Below are 17,676 nucleotides of genomic sequence, written 5' to 3' on the forward strand. Positions count from 1 at the left end.
CCCAAGCGGCGGCAGAGGAAAGGGGCGGCGTTAGCGCGGCTTGACGAACTTCAGGGTCATCCGGTCGCTTTCGCCAATCGCCAGGTAGCGCTCCCGGTCCTTGTCCTTGAGCGCAAGCGTCGGGGGCAGCGTCCATACGCCGTCCGGCCAGTCAGCCGTGTCCCGCGGGTTGGCGTTGATCTCGGACGACGCCTCAAGCCGAAACCCGGCCTGCTCGGCAAGACGGCGCACGGTCGAGGTCTTGATGTAGCCGCTGGTCCGCTCCCGCTCGGCGCTCGCGCTTTCCGGCAGGCGATGATCGACGATCCCGAGAACTCCGCCGGGCTTCAGCATCACATGGATCTGGCGGAATGCCTCCAGGCTGTAGTCCTGCTTGTCCGGCCGCCGGTAGCCCATCCGCCAGTTGTGGACGTTGCGGAAGGTCAGCACCACGTCCGCGCTGCCGTTCGGCACTTCCGTAGGCTTGCCGTCAAACACCGGGAAGTCGGCCACTCGCACGGCCCCGAACAGGGCGGCGTTGCTATTCCGAAGCTTGGTGATGCCCGACCGGCCCCAGTCGGGTGCTGCGGCGACATAGGTTCCACCGCCGCTTGCCAGGTAGGGGGCCAGAATCTCCGTGTACCAGCCGCCGCCGGGCCAGATCTCAACCACGGTGTCGTCGGGCTGCACGCCGAAAAATGCGAGGGTGTCGGCCGGGTTCCGGTAACGATCGCGCGCCACATTGGCCGGTGTCCGCGCGGGAGAGGCAATCGCCGATGCCAGTGCGGTCCGCTGCTGCACGCTGAGGCCGGCCGGGCTGCTCGCGCAAGCGGCCAGCGGGAATGTCGCTGCGAGGAGGAGTGCGAAGCGGCGGTTCATGTTGGCGGGACTCCCTTGTTGCGGGAGTGGAATGGCTGACGCGCGAAGCCGGAACAAGGGGGAGGGCTGGAAAATACAGCGCTTGTTCGCGACGCTACAGGCAGGCCTCCAGATACGGCTGGTCGAACCCGAACTGCTTGGCCTTGTCGAGCGTGTACGGGCGGAGGCCCATCGAGCGATACTCGCCAATGATCTTCCCGTCCGCCGTCTCGTCGAGATATTCGAACTTGAACAGCTCCTGGGTGACGATCACCTCGCCCTCCATGCCGATGACTTCGGTGACGTTGGTGGTCCGGCGCGAACCGTCGCGGAGGCGTTTCACCTGGACGATCAGGTCGACCGAGTCCGCGATCTGGCGGCTGATTGCCTCCTTCGGGATCTTGATGTCGCCCATCATCACCATGTTCTCCATACGCGCCAGGCATTCGCGTGGGGAGTTGGAGTGGAGCGTCGCCATGGAGCCGTCGTGACCGGTGTTCATGGCGGCGAGGAGGTCGAAACACTCCTGGCCACGAATTTCGCCCAGGATGATGCGGTCGGGACGCATACGCAGAGCGTTGATGACGAGGTCGCGGATGGTGATCGCGCCCTGGCCTTCCAGGTTCGGCGGCCTTGTTTCCAGCGGCAGCCAGTGCGGCTGCTGGAGCCGAAGCTCGGCCGCGTCTTCGATGGTGATCACGCGCTCGCCCGGGTCGATCATCTTCGACAGGGCGTTGAGCATGGTCGTCTTGCCCGAGCCAGTGCCGCCCGAGATGACGATGTTCATCCGCGCCGCTCCGGCGATCTTCAGCACCGTCGCCATTTTCTCAGACATCGACCCGAAGCCGCGCATCATGTCGAGCGTGATCGGCTTCTCGGAGAACTTACGGATCGAGATGGCGGTGCCGCGGAGCGACAGCGGCGGGATGATGACGTTGACGCGGCTGCCGTCCTGAAGGCGTGCGTCGGCGAGCGGCGTGGTCTGGTCGACGCGCCGGCCGACCTTGTTGACGATCCGCTGAGCGATCTGGAACAGATGCTCCTCGTCGCGGAACTGGATCTGCGCCAGCTCCAGCTTGCCCTTACGCTCGACGAACGTCTGGTCCGGACCGTTGACCATGATGTCGCTGACCGCCGGGTCGGCCAGCAGCTCCTCAAGGGGGCCAAGGCCGAGCAGTTCGTCGACCAGCACCTTCTCCAGTGCGAACTGCTCGCGGCGGTTGAGGTTGATCTTCAGCTCGGTCAGCACCTCGCCGATGATCGGGCGGAATTCCTCTGCCAGTTCGTCCTTGCCGAGCGTCGCCGCGGCTTCCGGGTCGACCCGCTCTAGAAGGCGGGGGAGGACCTGTTCCTTGATCCGGTGGACGCTGGCTTCGAAGCCCTCCTGCTTGGACGACGCGGCGTCGCCGCTGGCGTTCATGCGGCTGTTCAGCCGGTCCATCGCACCAGCGTTACCCAGCGGCGAGTCCGGTGCGGGGAAGTTCTCCGGGACGTCGGAGAACGCCTCGTCGAGCGGCGGAAACTGCTCGCCCCCGCCGGGCTCCCGAGCCGCCCCGGCACCGCCGCCCTTCATCGGGCGCGCTACTCCGAAACTCGGGCGCTGCCCCCCGGCACCGCCGCGCTTGCCGAATGCGTTCATTCTCGTCTCGATCCTGTTCAGCCCACTCGGGATGCGATGGTGAATAACCGCCAAACTTTTACGAAAGGCTAACCGGGATCAGTCTGCCGCAGCGGCGCGCGCCGACGCGCTTATTGCTCCGGTAACCAAGCCTGCATTAGCTTGGCCGCAAGGGGGAAGGCATGCAGACGGCGGCAATCATTGGTTCTGAAGAAAAAGGGACGCGGGGGACTGCGGCTGCCGTGCGAGCGCATTGGCCGCTGGGCGTGTTCGCTGGCGCCCTGCTGCTCGGCTGGATGGCCCGGGTCATGGCGGGCTGGTCGCTGCCCTTATGGTTTGACGAAGCCTTCACCGGCACCATCGCCGGGCAGCCGAACTTGTCCAGCCTGCTCCGCTGGTGCCTGACCGAACTCACCGGGCCAGCCTTCTACATGCCGATGTGGGCGTGGGCGCAGCTGGCTGGAACCAGCGATGCCGCTCTCCGGGCGCCGGCCCTGCTGCTGTCCCTCGCGGCTCCATTGGTGATCGCATGGCGGGGACACCGCAGCCGGGACGTGCGCCTGTTCTGGGCGGCGCTGCTGCTGTTGTGGCTCCCGGCACTGCCGACGGCGACCGAAGCCCGGCCGTACCCCCAGATCATCTTCCTTGCATGTCTGCAGGCTATGACCTTCCTGCGCGCTGCCCGGCTGGGCGAACACAAGTGGGTCGCAGCCTGGGCGGCGATCACCGCGCTCGCGGCCCTGACCCATTATTATTCGCTGCCGCTGGTCGGCTGCCAGGGACTGGTCCTCCTCTTCGTTCATCGCCGCTCGCTGCTGCGCTTGTGGCCGGCGGCGCTGCCGTTCCTGCTGATGGCGGCGTGGATGGCGTTCCACCTGCCGTTCGTGATCGGCTTCACCGCAACCCGCGCCAGCGTCTACTCCGGCTTGACGCCCGACGCGCTGCTGACGCTTCCGATGTGGCTGTTCGGGGTGGGAATGCAGGGCTACCTCGTCGCTGCGCTGGTGGCCCTGACCCTGCCGCACTGGCTCCGCGCCGCTGCCCCGCGCTCCCCCGAAGCATTGCTGGTCTGGACGGGCATCGCGGGAGTGGTCTTGCTGGTCGCGGCCGGCCTTGCCGGAGCCAGCATGATGCCGCGCTACATCGCATCGTGCGTTCCGGCGCTGCTGTTCGGGGTCGCCTGCTGGGCGCAGATCATGCGCAGCCGCTTGCCACTGCTGCCGGTGTTCGCCTTCGCCGCCCTGATTGCTGCGATGGGATGGGAAGTGCTCGCAGGCCCCTCGGACCCGCGGTTCCGAGAGCGGCGCTGGTTCGAGTTCGAGACCGCGTCCGCCTGGATGGCCGAGAGATCACCTCAGCGAATGGTTTTCCTGTGGTCCACGCCCACCGGCGCGCAATCGGCCAAGGACAACCTTGCCGACGTCGCAGGCTTCTTCCTGCGCAGGAGCGGCAAGCCGGTCAGCGTCACGGTTATCGACGGCGGACGGAGCCCATCCCTTGCCGCACTGAATGCGGCGCAAGGAGACCCTGGGACCGCCATCCTGTGGGTGTCCGACGACCCGGTGAAGGCCGGGATGCAGCCGCGGATCGTGGAGATGGACGCCAGCTGGCAATGCCGCGACTTCGGTGGCGAGAGGATCCTGGTGCACGCTTGCCGCCGCCCTTGAGCGGGCGACGCGGAAGAAGGGTCAGGCGTCAGCCGCCCCGGCGCTCTCCGCCAGTACGGTCAGGCCCTTGTCGCCAACTTCGGCAAAGCCGCCGCTCACCGGGATGCGCTCCGGCTGCGCGCCGGCGGTGCGATAGACGGCCAGCTCGCCGTCCCGCAGCGTGGTCATGAAGGGGGCATGGCCGGCCATCACCCCGAACTCGCCTTCGCTGCCGGGCACGACAACCATGTGAACGTCGGCCGCCATCACCTGGCGTTCCGGGGTCACGAGTTCAAAGCGGAGGTCGGGCATTTGCTATCTCTTCCCCCCTCCCGCTTTCGGGAGGGGCAGGGGGTGGGCCTGGAGGAGTGGTACATCAGCCCCACTCCTTCGCCGCTTGCGCGGCTCTTCCCCTCCCGCAAGCGGGAGGGGACTTATGCTTACGCTTCGTGCGCCAGCTTCTCGGCCTTGGCGACCGCTTCGTCGATGTCGCCGACCATGTAGAAGGCGTTCTCCGGGAGGTGGTCGTACTCGCCGTTCACCACCGCCTTGAACGACCGAACGGTGTCTTCGACCTGGACGAACTTGCCCGGGATGCCGGTGAACACTTCGGCGACGTGGAACGGCTGGCTGAGGAACCGCTGGATCTTGCGGGCGCGGCTCACGGTGAGCTTATCCTCTTCCGACAGCTCGTCCATGCCGAGGATGGCGATGATGTCCTGCAGTGACTTGTACTTCTGCAGGATCTCCTGGACCTGCCGCGCCACCTCGTAATGCTCCTGGCCGACAACCGCCGGGGTCAGGACGCGGCTGACCGAGTCGAGCGGATCGACCGCCGGGTAGATGCCCAGCTCCGAAATCGCGCGGCTCAGCGTGGTGGTAGCGTCGAGGTGGGCGAAGGACGTCGCCGGAGCCGGGTCGGTCAAGTCGTCGGCCGGCACGTAGATGGCCTGCACCGAGGTGATCGAGCCCTTGTTGGTCGACGTGATCCGCTCCTGCAGCTGGCCCATGTCGGTCGACAGCGTCGGCTGGTAGCCCACCGCCGAGGGAATACGGCCGAGCAGCGCCGACACTTCCGAACCCGCCTGGGTGAAGCGGAAGATGTTGTCGACGAAGAAGAGCACGTCCTGGCCCTCCTGGTCGCGGAAATATTCGGCCTGCGTGAGGCCCGACAGCGCCACGCGTGCGCGCGCTCCCGGCGGCTCGTTCATCTGGCCGAACACGAGCGCGACCTTGGAGCCTTCGGGAGTCGGGTTGCCGTCGGCGTCCTTGGCGATAACGCCCGCGTCGAGGAACTCGTGGTACAGGTCGTTGCCCTCGCGGGTGCGCTCGCCGACGCCGGCGAACACGGACACGCCGCCATGACCCTTGGCGATATTGTTGATCAGCTCCTGGATGAGCACGGTCTTGCCGACTCCGGCGCCGCCGAACAGGCCGATCTTGCCGCCCTTGGCGTAGGGGGCGAGGAGGTCGATGACCTTGATGCCGGTGACCAGAATGGCCGCTTCGGTCGACTGGTCGGTGAACAGCGGCGCATCGGCGTGGATCGAGGCCGACATGTCGCTGCCGATCGGACCGCGCTCGTCGATCGGCTCACCGATCACGTTCATGATCCGGCCGAGAGTCATCGGCCCGACCGGCACGCGGATCTGCGAGCCTGTGGCGCGCACCGCATGGCCGCGGGTCAGGCCGTCAGTCGAGTCCATGGCGATGGTGCGGACCACGTTCTCGCCGAGGTGTTGGGCGACCTCCAGGACCAGGCGGTTGCCGCCATTGTCGGTCTCCAGCGCCGCGAGGATGGGCGGCAGCTCGCCGTCGAAAGCGACGTCGACGACGGCGCCGATGACTTGCGCGACGCGGCCGGTCAGGTTGCTCGAGGTGCCCTCGGTCGGGCGGGCGATGGTGTCGGCGGCGGTGGCCATGGTCTGCTTCCTTGCCTTGCGGGTACGTTAGAGCGCTTCGGCGCCCGAGATGATTTCGACGAGTTCGGTGGTGATCGCGGCCTGGCGCTGCCGATTGTACTGGATGCTCAGGCGGTTGATCATGTCGCCGGCATTGCGGGTCGCATTGTCCATCGCGGTCATCTGCGAGCCATAGAAGCCGGCCTGGTTCTCCAGCAGAGCCCGATAGATCTGCACCGCCACGTTGCGCGGCAGGAGCGCCGCGAGGATGTCTTCCTCGTCGGGCTCATACTCGACCGCGGCGGAAGCCACGGGGGCGCTGTCGTTGGCAGCGGTCGGGACGACCGGGATGATCTGGTCGACCGTCGGTTCCTGCGCCAGCACCGATTTGAAGTTGGAATAAGCCAGGTGAGCGACGTCGAACTGCCCGTTTTCGAACCGCTCCATCACTTCTGCGGCAACGGCCTGGGCATCGGCGTAGGTCGGGTTCTTCATCTCCGACGTGTCGTGCTGGCCGACAATCGAGCGCGGGTAGAAGCGCTGCAGCACCGGGCGCGCCTTGCGGCCGACGAGGAAGAATTCGACCGTCTTGCCCTGGGCGATCAGCTCGTCCGCCTTGCGGCGGGCAGCCCGGACGATGTTTGTGTTGAACGCGCCGGCAAGGCCACGGTCACCGGATGCGACGACGATCAGGTGCTTCTGGTCACTTCCGGTGCCGGCGATCAGCTTCGGGCTCTGCGGGCCGACCGTGATGCGGCTCGCAAGGCTGCTCACCACGCCCGAGAGGCGCTGCGAATAGGGCCGGCCGGACTCGGCGTTCGACTGCGCCCGGCGCAGCTTCGCGGCGGCGACCATCTTCATCGCCTTGGTGATCTTCTGCGTCGACTTCACCGAGCCGATGCGAAGCTTGAGGGCCTTCAGACTTGCCATCTGTTTCCTTGTTCCCCTGCGAAGGCAGGGGCCCAGTACCTAAAACAAGAACAACTGGGCTCCCGCCTTCGCGGGAGCTCACCAGTCTTTAAGCGAACTGCTTGCCGAACGCCGTAAGCGCATCCTTGAGCGCGTTGGACGTCTCGTCGTCGAGCGCCTTGGTGTCGCGGATCTTGGCGAGCACTTCCGGCTTCTCCGAACGCAGGTAGCTCAGCATGCCCGCCTCGTAACGCGTCACGTCGCGGGTCTCGACCGTGTCGATGAAACCCTGCGTGCCGGCGAAGATGGACGCGACCTGCTCCTCGATGGGCATCGGCTCGAACTGACCCTGCTTCAGCAGCTCGGTCAGGCGGGCACCGCGGGCCAGCAGCTTCTGCGTCGAAGCGTCGAGGTCGGAGCCGAACTGAGCGAACGCCGCCATCTCGCGGTACTGAGCGAGCTCCAGCTTGATCGAGCCGGCGACCTTCTTCATCGCCTTGGTCTGCGCGGCGGAGCCGACGCGGCTCACCGAAAGGCCAACGTTGATCGCCGGACGAATGCCCTGGTAGAACAGGTCGGTCTCGAGGAAGATCTGGCCGTCGGTGATCGAGATCACGTTGGTCGGAATGTAGGCCGACACGTCGCCCGCCTGCGTCTCGATGATCGGAAGCGCGGTCAGCGAGCCGTTGCCATTGGCGTCGTTCATCTTCGCGGCGCGTTCAAGCAGCCGGCTGTGGAGATAGAAGACGTCGCCCGGATAGGCTTCGCGGCCCGGCGGACGGCGCAGCAGCAGCGACATCTGACGGTAGGCGACGGCCTGCTTGGAGAGGTCGTCGTACACGATCACGGCGTGCATGCCGTTGTCGCGGAAATACTCACCCATCGCGCAGCCGGTATAGGGCGCGAGGAACTGCAGCGGGGCCGGCTCCGAAGCGGTCGCAGCGACGACGATGCTATATTCCATCGCGCCATTCTCTTCGAGCGCCCGGACGATCTGTGCGACGGTGGAGCGCTTCTGCCCGACCGCGACGTAGATGCAGTAGAGCTTCTGGCTCTCGTCGTCGCCCTGGTTGGCGGCCTTCTGGTTGATGAAGGTGTCGAGCGCGACGGCGGTCTTGCCGGTCTGGCGGTCGCCGATGATCAGCTCACGCTGGCCGCGGCCGACGGGGACGAGCGCGTCCAATGCCTTGAGACCTGTCTGCACCGGCTCGTGCACCGACTTCCTCGGGATGATGCCGGGCGCCTTCACCTCGACGCGGCTGCGCTTCTCAGCGACAATCGGACCCTTGCCGTCGATAGGATTGCCGAGCGCGTCGACCACGCGGCCGAGCAAGCCCTTGCCGACGGGCACGTCGACGATGGTGCCGGTCCGCTTGGCGGTGGACCCTTCCTTGATCTCGGCGTCCGAGCCGAAGATCACGACGCCGACGTTGTCGGACTCAAGGTTCAGCGCCATGCCCTTCACGCCGCCGTCGAACTCGACCATCTCGCCGGCCTGGACGTTGTCGAGGCCGTGGATGCGGGCGATGCCGTCGCCGACCGACAGCACGCTGCCGACTTCGGAGACCTGCGCATCGGCGTCAAAGTTCGCGATCTGGTCGCGGATGACGCGGGAGATTTCAGCGGCGCGAATGTCCATGTTCAGCCTTTCATCGCAGTCGCGAGAGTGTTCAGTTTGGTGCGGATCGACGCGTCGATCATCTGGCTTCCGAGCCGGACGACGATGCCGCCGAGAATGGAGGGGTCGACGCGGGCGTCTAGAGTGACGTCCCGGCCGACGCGGGTACGCAGCTGTGCCTTCAGCGCCGCGACCTGCTCATCGTCGAGCGGCCGGGCGGAAGTCACTTCGGCAGTGGTCTCGCCGCGATGCTCGGCGGCCAGGCGGCCGAACAGGCGCACGATGTCCGGCAGCTGCCGCAGCCGGCCGTTGCGGGCGAGCACGCCGAGGAAGTTGGCGGTGGTCTGGTCCAGCCCCAGTGAGCCCGCGGTTGCCGCCATGCCCTTTGCCGCGGAGTCGCGGCCGACCAGCGGCGACGTGGTCAGCGCCTTGAGGTCCGCGGACTCGGCGAGCGCGCTCTTCAGCGTGTCGAGGCTGCGCGACACGGAGTCGATCTGCCGTTCGTCGCGGGCAAGGTCGAACAGCGCCGACGCATAGCGCCCCGCTAAGCTTGCCCGAATGCCGCCGGAAGTCTCCACGCGCCCAAAGCTCCAATAAGATATGCAAAGCGGGGCGCCGCGATCGGAAAATCGCCCGCCCCAGCCGGGTTGCCGGGCCACTAGCAGGGGGTTTTCGGGTATGCAAGGCGGCCCTTCTCGTCATGCCGAACTTGTTTCAGCATCCGAGTTCGGCATGAGGTCCTGCTGCCGCCGCAACTTTGACCGCAAGATGCGGGATGCAGAGCGGCCCGACACGGCGTATCTCCCGCCAATGCTCACCGACCGACAAGCATGGGCCGCCTTTGAAGCTCGCGACCGTTCCTTCGACGGGCGGCTGTTCGTGGCCGTCAGCACCACGCGAATCTACTGCCGTCCGTCCTGCCCCGCGCGCCGTCCAAAACGGGAGAACGTCGCCTTCTTCGGGCAGGAGAGCGATGCGCGGGAGGCAGGCTATCGGCCGTGTCTGCGCTGCCGCCCGGACGCCGTGGCGCGTGACGCGGAGGCGGTCCGCAAGGCGGTCGCGCTGCTCGAGGCGGCGGCCGAGCCGCTGAGCCTGACGACCCTCGCCGCGGCCGTGGGCTATGCCCCACACCATTTCCAGCGCCTGTTCACGCGTGACCTGGGCGTATCGCCGGCCGCTTATGCCCGCGCGCTCCGGGCCAGGCGAACCGAACAAACGCTCGAGGAGGAGGCCAGTGTGACCGAGGCGATCTACGAAGCCGGCTATGCGGCTCCGAGCCGATTCTATTCGGACGCCGGCGAGCGGCTGGGCATGACTCCGTCGGCCTGGCGCGACGGCGGGCGGGGAGTGACGATCCGCTGGGCTGTCGTGCCGAGCAGCCTTGGCCCGTTGCTGGTGGCGGCGACCGACAAGGGCATCTGCCGGTTGACCTTCGACGAGGATGAGGGTGCGCTGCGACGGCGCTTCCCCAATGCCGATCTCCGGCCGGCCGATGCCGCCATGACGTCGCTCATCGGCGACGTCCTCCGGGCGGTCGAGGCTCCAGCGGCCATGCCGGACCTCCCGCTCGACGTGGTCGGAACGGCGTTCCAGCAGGCGGTCTGGGCGGAGCTTCGCAAGATTCCGCCGGGCGAGACGCGAAGCTACGCACAGATCGCGGCAGCGGTGGGGCAGCCTGGAGCAGTGCGGGCAGTCGGCACCGCGAACGGCTCCAACCCGGTGGCGGTGCTGGTACCATGCCACCGGGTGATCCGCTCCGACGGCTCGCTTGGCGGCTACGCCGGCGGACTGGATCGCAAGCGCAAATTGCTGGATGCGGAAACCACGGGCGGGCAGGGGACGTTGAACCTCCCGATTTGACCGGCCGCCCCCCACTCAACCCACTGCCCGCCGTTTCGGCGCTCAACCGCTCGCTTGCATTCCTGTGGGCGCGCGGGTGGTGGCAGGAGCCGCGCCTCGATCTCCGTGACCTCGAAGCGGAGGCGCTCCGGCTTGAGGGGGCGGCCGAGATTTCGCCCGGCGAGTGGCGGGAGCGGCTGGCGCTGCTACTCGACGACCTGCGGGACCAGGCCGAGCTCAATCCGCTCGGCCGGGCCATGGCTCACGGGCAGCTTGTCGGACTTCTGAGGGCGCGCATCCGTGCCGAGCGGCTGCTCGCGCGCAATCCGGAGATCCACCGGCGCGCGATCCCGGCGCCAGTGGTGATCGTCGGCCCCATGCGCTCGGGGACCACTCGCCTGCACCGGCTGCTGGCCTGCGATTCCGCCTTTGCCCATACCCGGCTGTTCGAGAGTCTGGAGCCGGTCCCCCGACGGGGACGCCTGCTGCCACGGCGCCTGCTGCGCACCGCGGCGGTAACGACCTTCCTCCGCGCCATTAATCCGGACAGCCACACCATTCATCCGAGCGGCCCCATGCAGCCGGAGGAAGAGTTCGGCTTGGCCGCTTTCTCCTTCCATGGGACGCAGCTCGAGGCGCAGTGGAGGGTGCCGCGCTTTGCTCACTTCTGCGAAACGCGCTGCCCTGCCGAAGCCTACGGAGAATTCGCGACCTTGCTGCGGATCATCGGCTGGAGCCGCGGTGATCCCGACCAGCGCACCTGGCTGCTCAAGTCCCCCCAGTTCATGGCCGACCTCGACACGTTGCTCGACGTGCTGCCCGGCGCCCGGCTGCTGTGCCTTGAGCGCGATCCGGCCGCGGTGGTCGGGTCGTCAGCCTCCCTGGTGTGGAATCAGCAGCGGGTGCAGAGCGACGCGGCCGACCCACGCTGGATCGGCCGGGAATGGCTTCGCAAGAGCGTCGACCGCGCCCGCCGCACCGCAGTCGTCCGGGCGGAGCGGCCCGACGTGCCGCAACTCGACGTGCGGTTCGATGCTGTATCGGCGGATTGGGAAGGAGAAATCCGCCGCATCTACGCCTTTCTCGACCGTCCGCTCGCTCCAGCGGTGCTGGCGCGCATGCGGCGCTATATGCGCGGAGCGTCCGCGCATCGTGGCCACCGCTACGCCCTGGACGAGTTCGGCCTGTCCGCCGAGCAGGTGCGCCAGGCGTTTCAGACGGTCTCCGCCTCGGGAGAGGGCCAAGTGCACGCACCGGGCACGATCCCGTCTTCCTGGTTGCCCGCCTGCCGTCGGGCACGTCGACTGGGCTGATCCGGCCTTGCTGCGATGTCCCGCTGCTACGACTTCTTCTTCTTCTTCTTGCCCGGCTGCTCGGAGGAGACTTCTTCATCTTCCTCCAACAGCTTGCCCGCTGTTCCGCCATCCATTGCGTCCAGCGCAGCCATGATCTTGCGAAAGCGTCCTTGGCTCTCCCCTGCGTGCGGATCGTAGGCGAGAGGGCCTAGCGCGACCTTTGGGCACTCCGTGAAAAGAGGTGGTCAGACGAAGCTGTACGGGTCCACATCCACCGCGACCCGAACCTTGGAGCCCCATTCCACCTTGCCGAGCCAGTCACGAATGACGTCCTGCACGTCCAGGCTGCGTGCGGCGTGGACCAGCAGCCTCTGCCGGTGCCGTCCACGCAGCATGGCGAGCGGGGCGGGGGCGGGGCCGAACACCGCCATGCCGTCCACCTCAGGCGCCGCATGGCCGATCCGCCGGGCGACGCCTTCCGCCTCCTCCTTGTCCTCGCTGCTGACGATGATCGCCGCCAGCCGTCCGAACGGCGGCATGGCCGCCTCCCGCCGCGCCTCGGTTTCGGCCTCGTAGAAACTCGGCGCGTCGCCGCTGACCAGCGCGGCGATGACCGGCGCTTCGGGATCGTGGGTCTGGACCAGCACCCGTCCCGGCTTGTCGCCGCGTCCCGCTCGTCCGGCGACCTGGGCGATCTGCTGGAAGCTGCGTTCGGCCGCCCGCAGGTCGCCGCCTTGAAGCCCGAGGTCGGCGTCTACGACCCCCACCAGCGTCAAATTGGGGAAATGGTAGCCCTTGGTCACCAGCTGAGTGCCGACCACGATGTCGATCGCGCCGGCCTCCATCTGCTCGACGAAGTCAGCGGCCCGGGCCGGGGACCAGATCGTGTCGCTGGTGACAATGGCGGTGCGCGCCTCCGGGAAAAGAGCCTGCACTTCGTCGGCGATCCGCTCCACCCCGGGTCCGCAGGCGACCAGGCTGTCTTCCTCGCCGCAATCCGGGCACAAGCGCGGGGGCGGCATGACGTGGCCGCAATGGTGGCAGGCAAGCCGGTGCATCAGGCGGTGCTCGATCATCCACGCGGTGCAGTTCGGGCACTGGAACCGGTGTCCGCACGACCGGCACAGGGTCAATGGCGCAAACCCTCGGCGGTTAAGGAACAGCAGGCTCTGCTCGCCCGCCTCAAGGTTGGCCTGCAACTCGCTGACAAGGCTCGGCGCGAGCCAGCGACCGCGCGGCGGCGGGTCCCGGGTGAGGTCGACCGTGTGCATCGCTGGCAGCCGGGCGCCGGCGAACCGGCTGTGGAGCCGAAGCTCGCGATAGCGGCCGATCTCGACCATGTGCCGGGTCTCGATCGCCGGAGTGGCGGAGGAGAGAATCACCGGAATGTCCTCGAACTTACCCCGCATCACCGCCACATCGCGGGCGTGGTACTGGACCCCGTCCTCCTGCTTGAAGCTGGGCTCGTGCGCCTCGTCGACCACGATCAGGCCGAGATTGCGGTACGGCAGGAACAGTGCCGAGCGTGCGCCGACCACCACCGCTGCTTCGCCGCTGGCTATGCCCCGCCAGCTTCGGCGGCGCTGGGAGGAACGCAGGTCGGAGTGCCAGGGGACGGGGGCACAGCCGAAGCGGGCGGCAAAGCGCTTCAGGAACGGCTCGGTCAGTGCGATCTCGGGCAGGAGCACCAGCGCCTGCTTGCCCTGCCGCAGGCATTCGGCGATCGCCTCGAAATAGACCTCCGTCTTGCCAGAGCCGGTCACGCCGTCGAGCAACACCGGATCGAAGCCCCTGCCGACGGCTCCCGTCAGGCTTGCCGCCGCCGCCTGCTGCTCTCCGTTGAGCGCGGGTGAGGCAAAGTCGGGGTTGGGACAGTCGAGCCGCTTGTCGGCGTCCACCGCCACCGCTTCCAGCGCACCGGCGTTGACCAGCCCCCGCAGCACCGTGTCGCTGACCCCGGCATGGTCCGCCAGCTCGCGAATCGCGCCCTGCCGACCCTCAAGTCGCTCGAGTGCCTGCCGCCGCTGCGGGGTCAGCCGCTCCGGCTCGGCGCCCGTCAGCCGATACTCGGTCAGCTGGCGCGAACCTTCCAGCGCGGAGGAGGACGGCAGCACCATCCGCAGCACGGCCGGTAGTGGGCTGAGGTAATAGTCGGCGGTCCACTCGCACAGCCGCCGGAGCGGCGCAGGGACGGGCGGAACATCGATCAGCCCCGCCAACGGCCGCAGCCGATTGTCGCCGACTTCCTCCGTCGGTAGCCGCTCGGCCTCCCACGCCACCCCGATCAGCTGGCGCGGCCCAAGCGGCGCCACAACGATCGAGCCATGCTCGACCGCCATGCCCTCGGGAACGCGATAATCGAGCGGACCCAAGGCGGCGTTGAGGGTAGCTACTCTGACACGTGGCAGTCCCAAGAACCGTACGCCCTGCGCTTGTCGAAGGGCTGTCCTTCACCTGCAATCCGTGGGGGAGCAGGGCTCACAGGCTCAGCCCGAACGGGTTGAAGGAAGGGGGCGGTCTTACTTGCCCCGCTTCTTGCGGTGGCTGTCGAGGTCGAGCACGGCGAATTCCTCGTCGCGCAGCAGGCCCAGGCGGCGGGCGACCTCCTGATAGGCCTCGGCTTCGCCGCCCAGTCCCTGGCGGAAGCGATCCTTGTCGAGCTTCTCGTTCGACTTCATGTCCCACAGGCGGCAGCCGTCGGGGCTGATCTCGTCGGCCAGGATGATGCGGGCATAGTCGTTCTCGTAGACCCGGCCGAATTCCAGCTTGAAATCGATCAGGCGGATTCCGATCGCCGCGAACAGCCCGCACATGAAGTCGTTCACGCGGATCGCCATGTCGGCGATGTCGTTCATCTCTTCCTGGCTGGCCCAGCCGAAGCAGGCGATATGCTCGTCCGCGATCAACGGGTCGCCGAGCGCATCGTCCTTGTAGTAATATTCGATGATCGTGCGCGGGAGCTGGGTGCCTTCCTCGATCCCCAGCCGCTTGGACAGGGACCCCGCGGCGACGTTGCGGACGACGACTTCGATCGGCACGATCTCCACCTGCCGAATGAGTTGTTCGCGCATGTTGAGACGGCGTATGAAGTGCGTTGGCACCCCGATGGTCTGCAGCGAAGTGAAGATATACTCGCTGATCCGGTTGTTGATGACGCCCTTGCCGCTGATGGTGCCGCGTTTCTGGGCGTTGAACGCGGTGGCGTCGTCCTTGAAGTACTGGATCAGCGTGCCCGGCTCGGGACCCTCGTAGAGGATCTTGGCCTTGCCTTCGTAGATCTGGCGGCGACGAGCCATAAGCGGACGCAGTTCCTGCTCTAAAAACGGCGCCCCGGCCGCTGGAGTCGCAAACGCGACACAAGTGACCGGGGCTGGTGCGTCAGCGCTATAGGCTAGGCGCCCGGCTCACGCAATTCGCCGGATTGCTCCGCATCGGTCCGATAGGATGTGGTGCGGACTGTCCGGAACAGTCCGAGGCGTCGTGCCAGCAGCCACGCCAGGCCGATCAGCAGCAGCCACGGCAGCAGGGTCGCCGCTGCCACGATCAGGAAACCGACCGCGGCCTTGAAGTTGTACCCGGCGCGGTCGAGGGCATCGGCTAACGGGGTCGGCTCCTCGAAGCCCGGGACGATCCTGCCAGACCCGTAGTAGAAGGCCATCGGAGTGGTCGCCAGGCTCTCCTCGTCCGTGCGCTTCTGCTCCCCCAGGGCGCGGATCTGGGCTCGGAGCGACTGGGCTTCGGACAGCAAGCGGTCGCGAACAACGCTGCTCAGGCCGGAGCGCGACAGCTCGCGATTAACCCGGTCGAGCTCGTCTTGGAGCTCGGCGCGACTGCGGTTGGCGCGTTCGATGCTCGATCCGGCGTCGATGCCGGTGATCTGCTGGTCGACCAGCATCCCCTGCGCGTCGACGACGGTCTTGCTGGCCTGCCGCCCGAATTCACGCGCGATCGCTGGGTCGAGCTTCATCTCGAGTGAGGCCGAGATGTCCCGCTCGTTGACCAGGCTGTAGCGCATTCCGTTGATCCGGCAGCGGGTTATGCCGAGCTTCTCGCACATGGCCGCATGCGCTTCCTGGATGGGCTGGATGCGGGCGTTGGGCAGGCGGAAGGCGTATCGGTAGTTGAAGGCGACGCCCGGTGCCGCGGTGACGCTGATCTCGGGTCCGCCAGCCAAGTCCGCGCTCATTGCCCGGTCTGAGGCGGAGGCGTTGCTGCTGACGAGCGGCGGCGGAGACACCGGGGGCGGGGGTGGAGGCGGAGGCGCGCCTGGGACGGGCGAGGATCCGGGATAGGCAGGCGGCGCTGACTGGACATCCATCGTGCGGAGGTCTTCCGCCGCCTGCTTGGGCTCCTGCTGCTGGCAACCGGCGGCAAGAAGCGCGCCTAAAACGATCAATTTACGCATCGCACTCTCCTCCACGCCGCCGATGTTACACTGTCACATCTGCGGCGCAAGAGGGGTCAGGCGATGCCGGCGCAATCCTGCTTTGAGTCCTGCTTCCAAGGGGCCGACCATTCGACCCGGTGAATGGCGGCAAAGGTCAGCCGTACAGCATCGGCGATCCTCCCGAAGAGCTGGTCCAGGCCTTCGTTCAGCGCCTCGCGGCCCGCCTGGTAATCGCGATCGAACAGTTGGTCCCGCATGATCTTGTCCTTTCCGGTCAGGGGGTATGAAGCGCCGCTTCGACCGCCGTCAGCCGCCGTTCGCGGCTGAGAGCGAGCCAGCTCCGGCTGGTGGAGCCGACGGGGGAGCGGCGGTAGACCGCCGCGGTAGCCTGGTTCACGGGTCCGTTCTCGACAAACAAACGCGGGCTCAGTCCATAAGCCATTGCAAGGTTCCTTCCGTTGTTATGGCGCCGGCCGAGGCGTGCTGGGGAAGGGGGTTGGTCCGCCGCGCTAAGGAGGAATTAATCCGCGCAGGTGATCAGCGCCAATCGAGAGCTGGACAGCAGCTATAAGGCTGCCTTATGTCCAGCGGAAGCTTGGAAGGCCAATCTCAGACAAGGGCCAGTGCCAAGGGTCTGAAGGGAAAAGGATTCATGCGCAGGCTGCCGCCGTTAAGCGCAGTGCGGGTGTTCGAGGCTGCCGCCCGGCTGGAAAATTTCACCGCCGCCGCCGCCGAGCTGGGGATGACCCAGGCTGCGGTGTCCTATCAGGTGCGCGCGCTGGAGGACCGGGTCGGCGCGCCCCTGTTTACTCGGGAGAAGGGGCGCGCGAGGCTGACGCCATTGGGAATGCGGCTGCTGGTGCCGCTCAGTCAGGCGCTCGACACCATCGCGGCCGCCTTCGCGACCACGCGGGCGGAGGACGAAGGCCTGTTGACGGTGGCTACCACCAACACCTTCGCCAATGCCTGGCTGGCTTGGCGGCTCGGGGCTTTCCAGGTCGACCATCCGGATCTGGCCGTTCGAGTCACCAGCGGCAATCGGCGCGCCGACCTGGCGGCCGGGGAAGCCGACGTCGCGATCCGCTCCGGCTTTGGCGAGTGGCCGGGACTTGAGACGCACTTGCTGATGCCGATCGACTTCACTCCGATGGCCAGCCCGCGCTTCATCCAACAGGTGACGGAACGGCTCGGCCGCTCCCTGGTGCCGGAAGATCTGCCCTCGCTGCCGCTGATCAGCCCCGACGACCATTGGTGGGAATGCTGGCTCGGCGAGGCGGGGGTCCGCTACGAGGCGGCGCCGGCGCGGGGCGGCATTCGCCTCGACTATCAGGCGGACATCGGTCACGCCGCCATGGCGGGCCAAGGCCTGGCCCTGTTGAGCCCGCTGATGTGGCGCAACGACCTTGCCGAAGGGCGTCTGGTCCGCCTGTTCGAGCAGGTGTCAGACGAAGGGCAGGGCTATTGGCTGGCTTACCCCGCCGAGCGGCGCAGCGTTCCCAAGATCAAACGTTTTCGCGAGTGGCTGTTGGGCGAACTGGCTGGCTAGATGCGAAAAACCCGCTCATCATGAGTAGCCCCGTCAAGCGGCGTACCGAAGGACTGTGGTGCTTCGACACGGCCTTCGCC

16 protein-coding genes are annotated in these 17,676 nt (G+C 67.1%); 4 read left to right on the plus strand and 12 right to left on the minus strand.

Features of this window, described 5'->3' with window-relative positions; genetic code table 11:
• Positions 1-30 precede the first annotated feature (30 nt).
• Positions 31-858: a class I SAM-dependent methyltransferase gene (locus ACFQPG_RS09135; RefSeq protein WP_380812262.1), complete on the minus strand. Its 828-nt coding sequence runs from the start codon at positions 856-858 to the stop codon at positions 31-33.
• A gap of 94 nt (positions 859-952) precedes the next feature.
• Entirely contained in the window at positions 953-2,476 is a 1,524-nt protein-coding gene (locus ACFQPG_RS09140) for a CpaF family protein (protein WP_380812264.1), read from the minus strand.
• Positions 2,477-2,637: 161 nt separating this feature from the next.
• On the opposite strand from ACFQPG_RS09140, the gene ACFQPG_RS09145 reads away from it, so the two are divergent.
• On the plus strand, positions 2,638-4,122 hold the full coding sequence (locus ACFQPG_RS09145; protein ID WP_380812266.1) for a hypothetical protein: 1,485 nt from the start codon (positions 2,638-2,640) through the stop codon (positions 4,120-4,122).
• Between the two features lie 21 nt (positions 4,123-4,143).
• Here ACFQPG_RS09145 and ACFQPG_RS09150 read toward each other — a convergent pair whose 3' ends face one another.
• The 5 genes from ACFQPG_RS09150 to ACFQPG_RS09170 all read right to left on the minus strand — a co-directional run bounded on the left by ACFQPG_RS09150 (position 4,144) and on the right by ACFQPG_RS09170 (position 9,107).
• Positions 4,144-4,413, minus strand: a complete 270-nt coding sequence (locus ACFQPG_RS09150) for an ATP synthase F1 subunit epsilon (RefSeq protein WP_380812268.1) — start codon at positions 4,411-4,413, stop codon at positions 4,144-4,146.
• Between the two features lie 128 nt (positions 4,414-4,541).
• On the minus strand, positions 4,542-6,023 hold the full coding sequence (gene atpD, locus ACFQPG_RS09155; RefSeq protein WP_380812270.1) for a F0F1 ATP synthase subunit beta: 1,482 nt from the start codon (positions 6,021-6,023) through the stop codon (positions 4,542-4,544).
• Positions 6,024-6,050: 27 nt separating this feature from the next.
• Positions 6,051-6,932, minus strand: a complete 882-nt coding sequence (locus ACFQPG_RS09160; protein WP_380812272.1) for a F0F1 ATP synthase subunit gamma — start codon at positions 6,930-6,932, stop codon at positions 6,051-6,053.
• A gap of 88 nt (positions 6,933-7,020) precedes the next feature.
• The gene (atpA, locus tag ACFQPG_RS09165; RefSeq protein ID WP_380812274.1) at positions 7,021-8,550 is read right to left on the minus strand and encodes a F0F1 ATP synthase subunit alpha; all 1,530 of its coding nucleotides are present in this window, start codon (positions 8,548-8,550) and stop codon (positions 7,021-7,023) included.
• Positions 8,551-8,552: 2 nt separating this feature from the next.
• Complete coding sequence (locus ACFQPG_RS09170) at positions 8,553-9,107, minus strand: F0F1 ATP synthase subunit delta (RefSeq protein ID WP_380812276.1); 555 nt, start codon at positions 9,105-9,107, stop codon at positions 8,553-8,555.
• A 190-nt stretch (positions 9,108-9,297) separates the two neighbouring features.
• On the opposite strand from ACFQPG_RS09170, the gene ada reads away from it, so the two are divergent.
• Together ada and ACFQPG_RS09180 are read left to right on the plus strand one after the other, a co-directional pair.
• Entirely contained in the window at positions 9,298-10,389 is a 1,092-nt protein-coding gene (gene ada, locus ACFQPG_RS09175) for a bifunctional DNA-binding transcriptional regulator/O6-methylguanine-DNA methyltransferase Ada (RefSeq protein WP_380812278.1), read from the plus strand.
• A complete protein-coding gene (locus ACFQPG_RS09180; RefSeq protein ID WP_380812280.1) occupies positions 10,386-11,681 on the plus strand; it encodes a sulfotransferase family protein in 1,296 nt (431 codons plus the stop codon). The genes ada and ACFQPG_RS09180 overlap by 4 nt, the downstream gene beginning before the upstream one ends.
• Before the next feature lie 227 nt (positions 11,682-11,908).
• Here ACFQPG_RS09180 and ACFQPG_RS09185 read toward each other — a convergent pair whose 3' ends face one another.
• The 5 genes from ACFQPG_RS09185 to ACFQPG_RS09205 all read right to left on the minus strand — a co-directional run bounded on the left by ACFQPG_RS09185 (position 11,909) and on the right by ACFQPG_RS09205 (position 16,492).
• Entirely contained in the window at positions 11,909-14,071 is a 2,163-nt protein-coding gene (locus tag ACFQPG_RS09185; RefSeq protein ID WP_380813106.1) for a primosomal protein N', read from the minus strand.
• Positions 14,072-14,182: 111 nt separating this feature from the next.
• Positions 14,183-14,959 (minus strand): phosphoribosylaminoimidazolesuccinocarboxamide synthase, encoded by a 777-nt coding sequence (gene purC, locus ACFQPG_RS09190; RefSeq protein WP_380812282.1) that lies wholly within the window; start codon positions 14,957-14,959, stop codon positions 14,183-14,185.
• 95 nt (positions 14,960-15,054) lie between these two features.
• Positions 15,055-16,068, minus strand: coding sequence for a hypothetical protein (locus ACFQPG_RS09195; protein WP_380812284.1), 1,014 nt, complete (start codon positions 16,066-16,068; stop codon positions 15,055-15,057).
• Positions 16,069-16,124: 56 nt separating this feature from the next.
• Entirely contained in the window at positions 16,125-16,307 is a 183-nt protein-coding gene (locus tag ACFQPG_RS09200) for a hypothetical protein (RefSeq protein ID WP_380812286.1), read from the minus strand.
• A 17-nt stretch (positions 16,308-16,324) separates the two neighbouring features.
• A complete protein-coding gene (locus ACFQPG_RS09205; RefSeq protein WP_380812288.1) occupies positions 16,325-16,492 on the minus strand; it encodes a hypothetical protein in 168 nt (55 codons plus the stop codon).
• Between the two features lie 210 nt (positions 16,493-16,702).
• Here ACFQPG_RS09205 and ACFQPG_RS09210 point away from each other — a divergent pair, with 210 nt between their 5' ends.
• Positions 16,703-17,596, plus strand: coding sequence for a LysR substrate-binding domain-containing protein (locus ACFQPG_RS09210; protein ID WP_380812290.1), 894 nt, complete (start codon positions 16,703-16,705; stop codon positions 17,594-17,596).
• The last annotated feature ends 80 nt before the right edge of the window (positions 17,597-17,676 follow it).

The sequence above is a fragment of the Sphingomonas sp. GCM10030256 genome (genome assembly GCF_042666415.1).
GTDB lineage: Bacteria > Pseudomonadota > Alphaproteobacteria > Sphingomonadales > Sphingomonadaceae > Sphingomicrobium.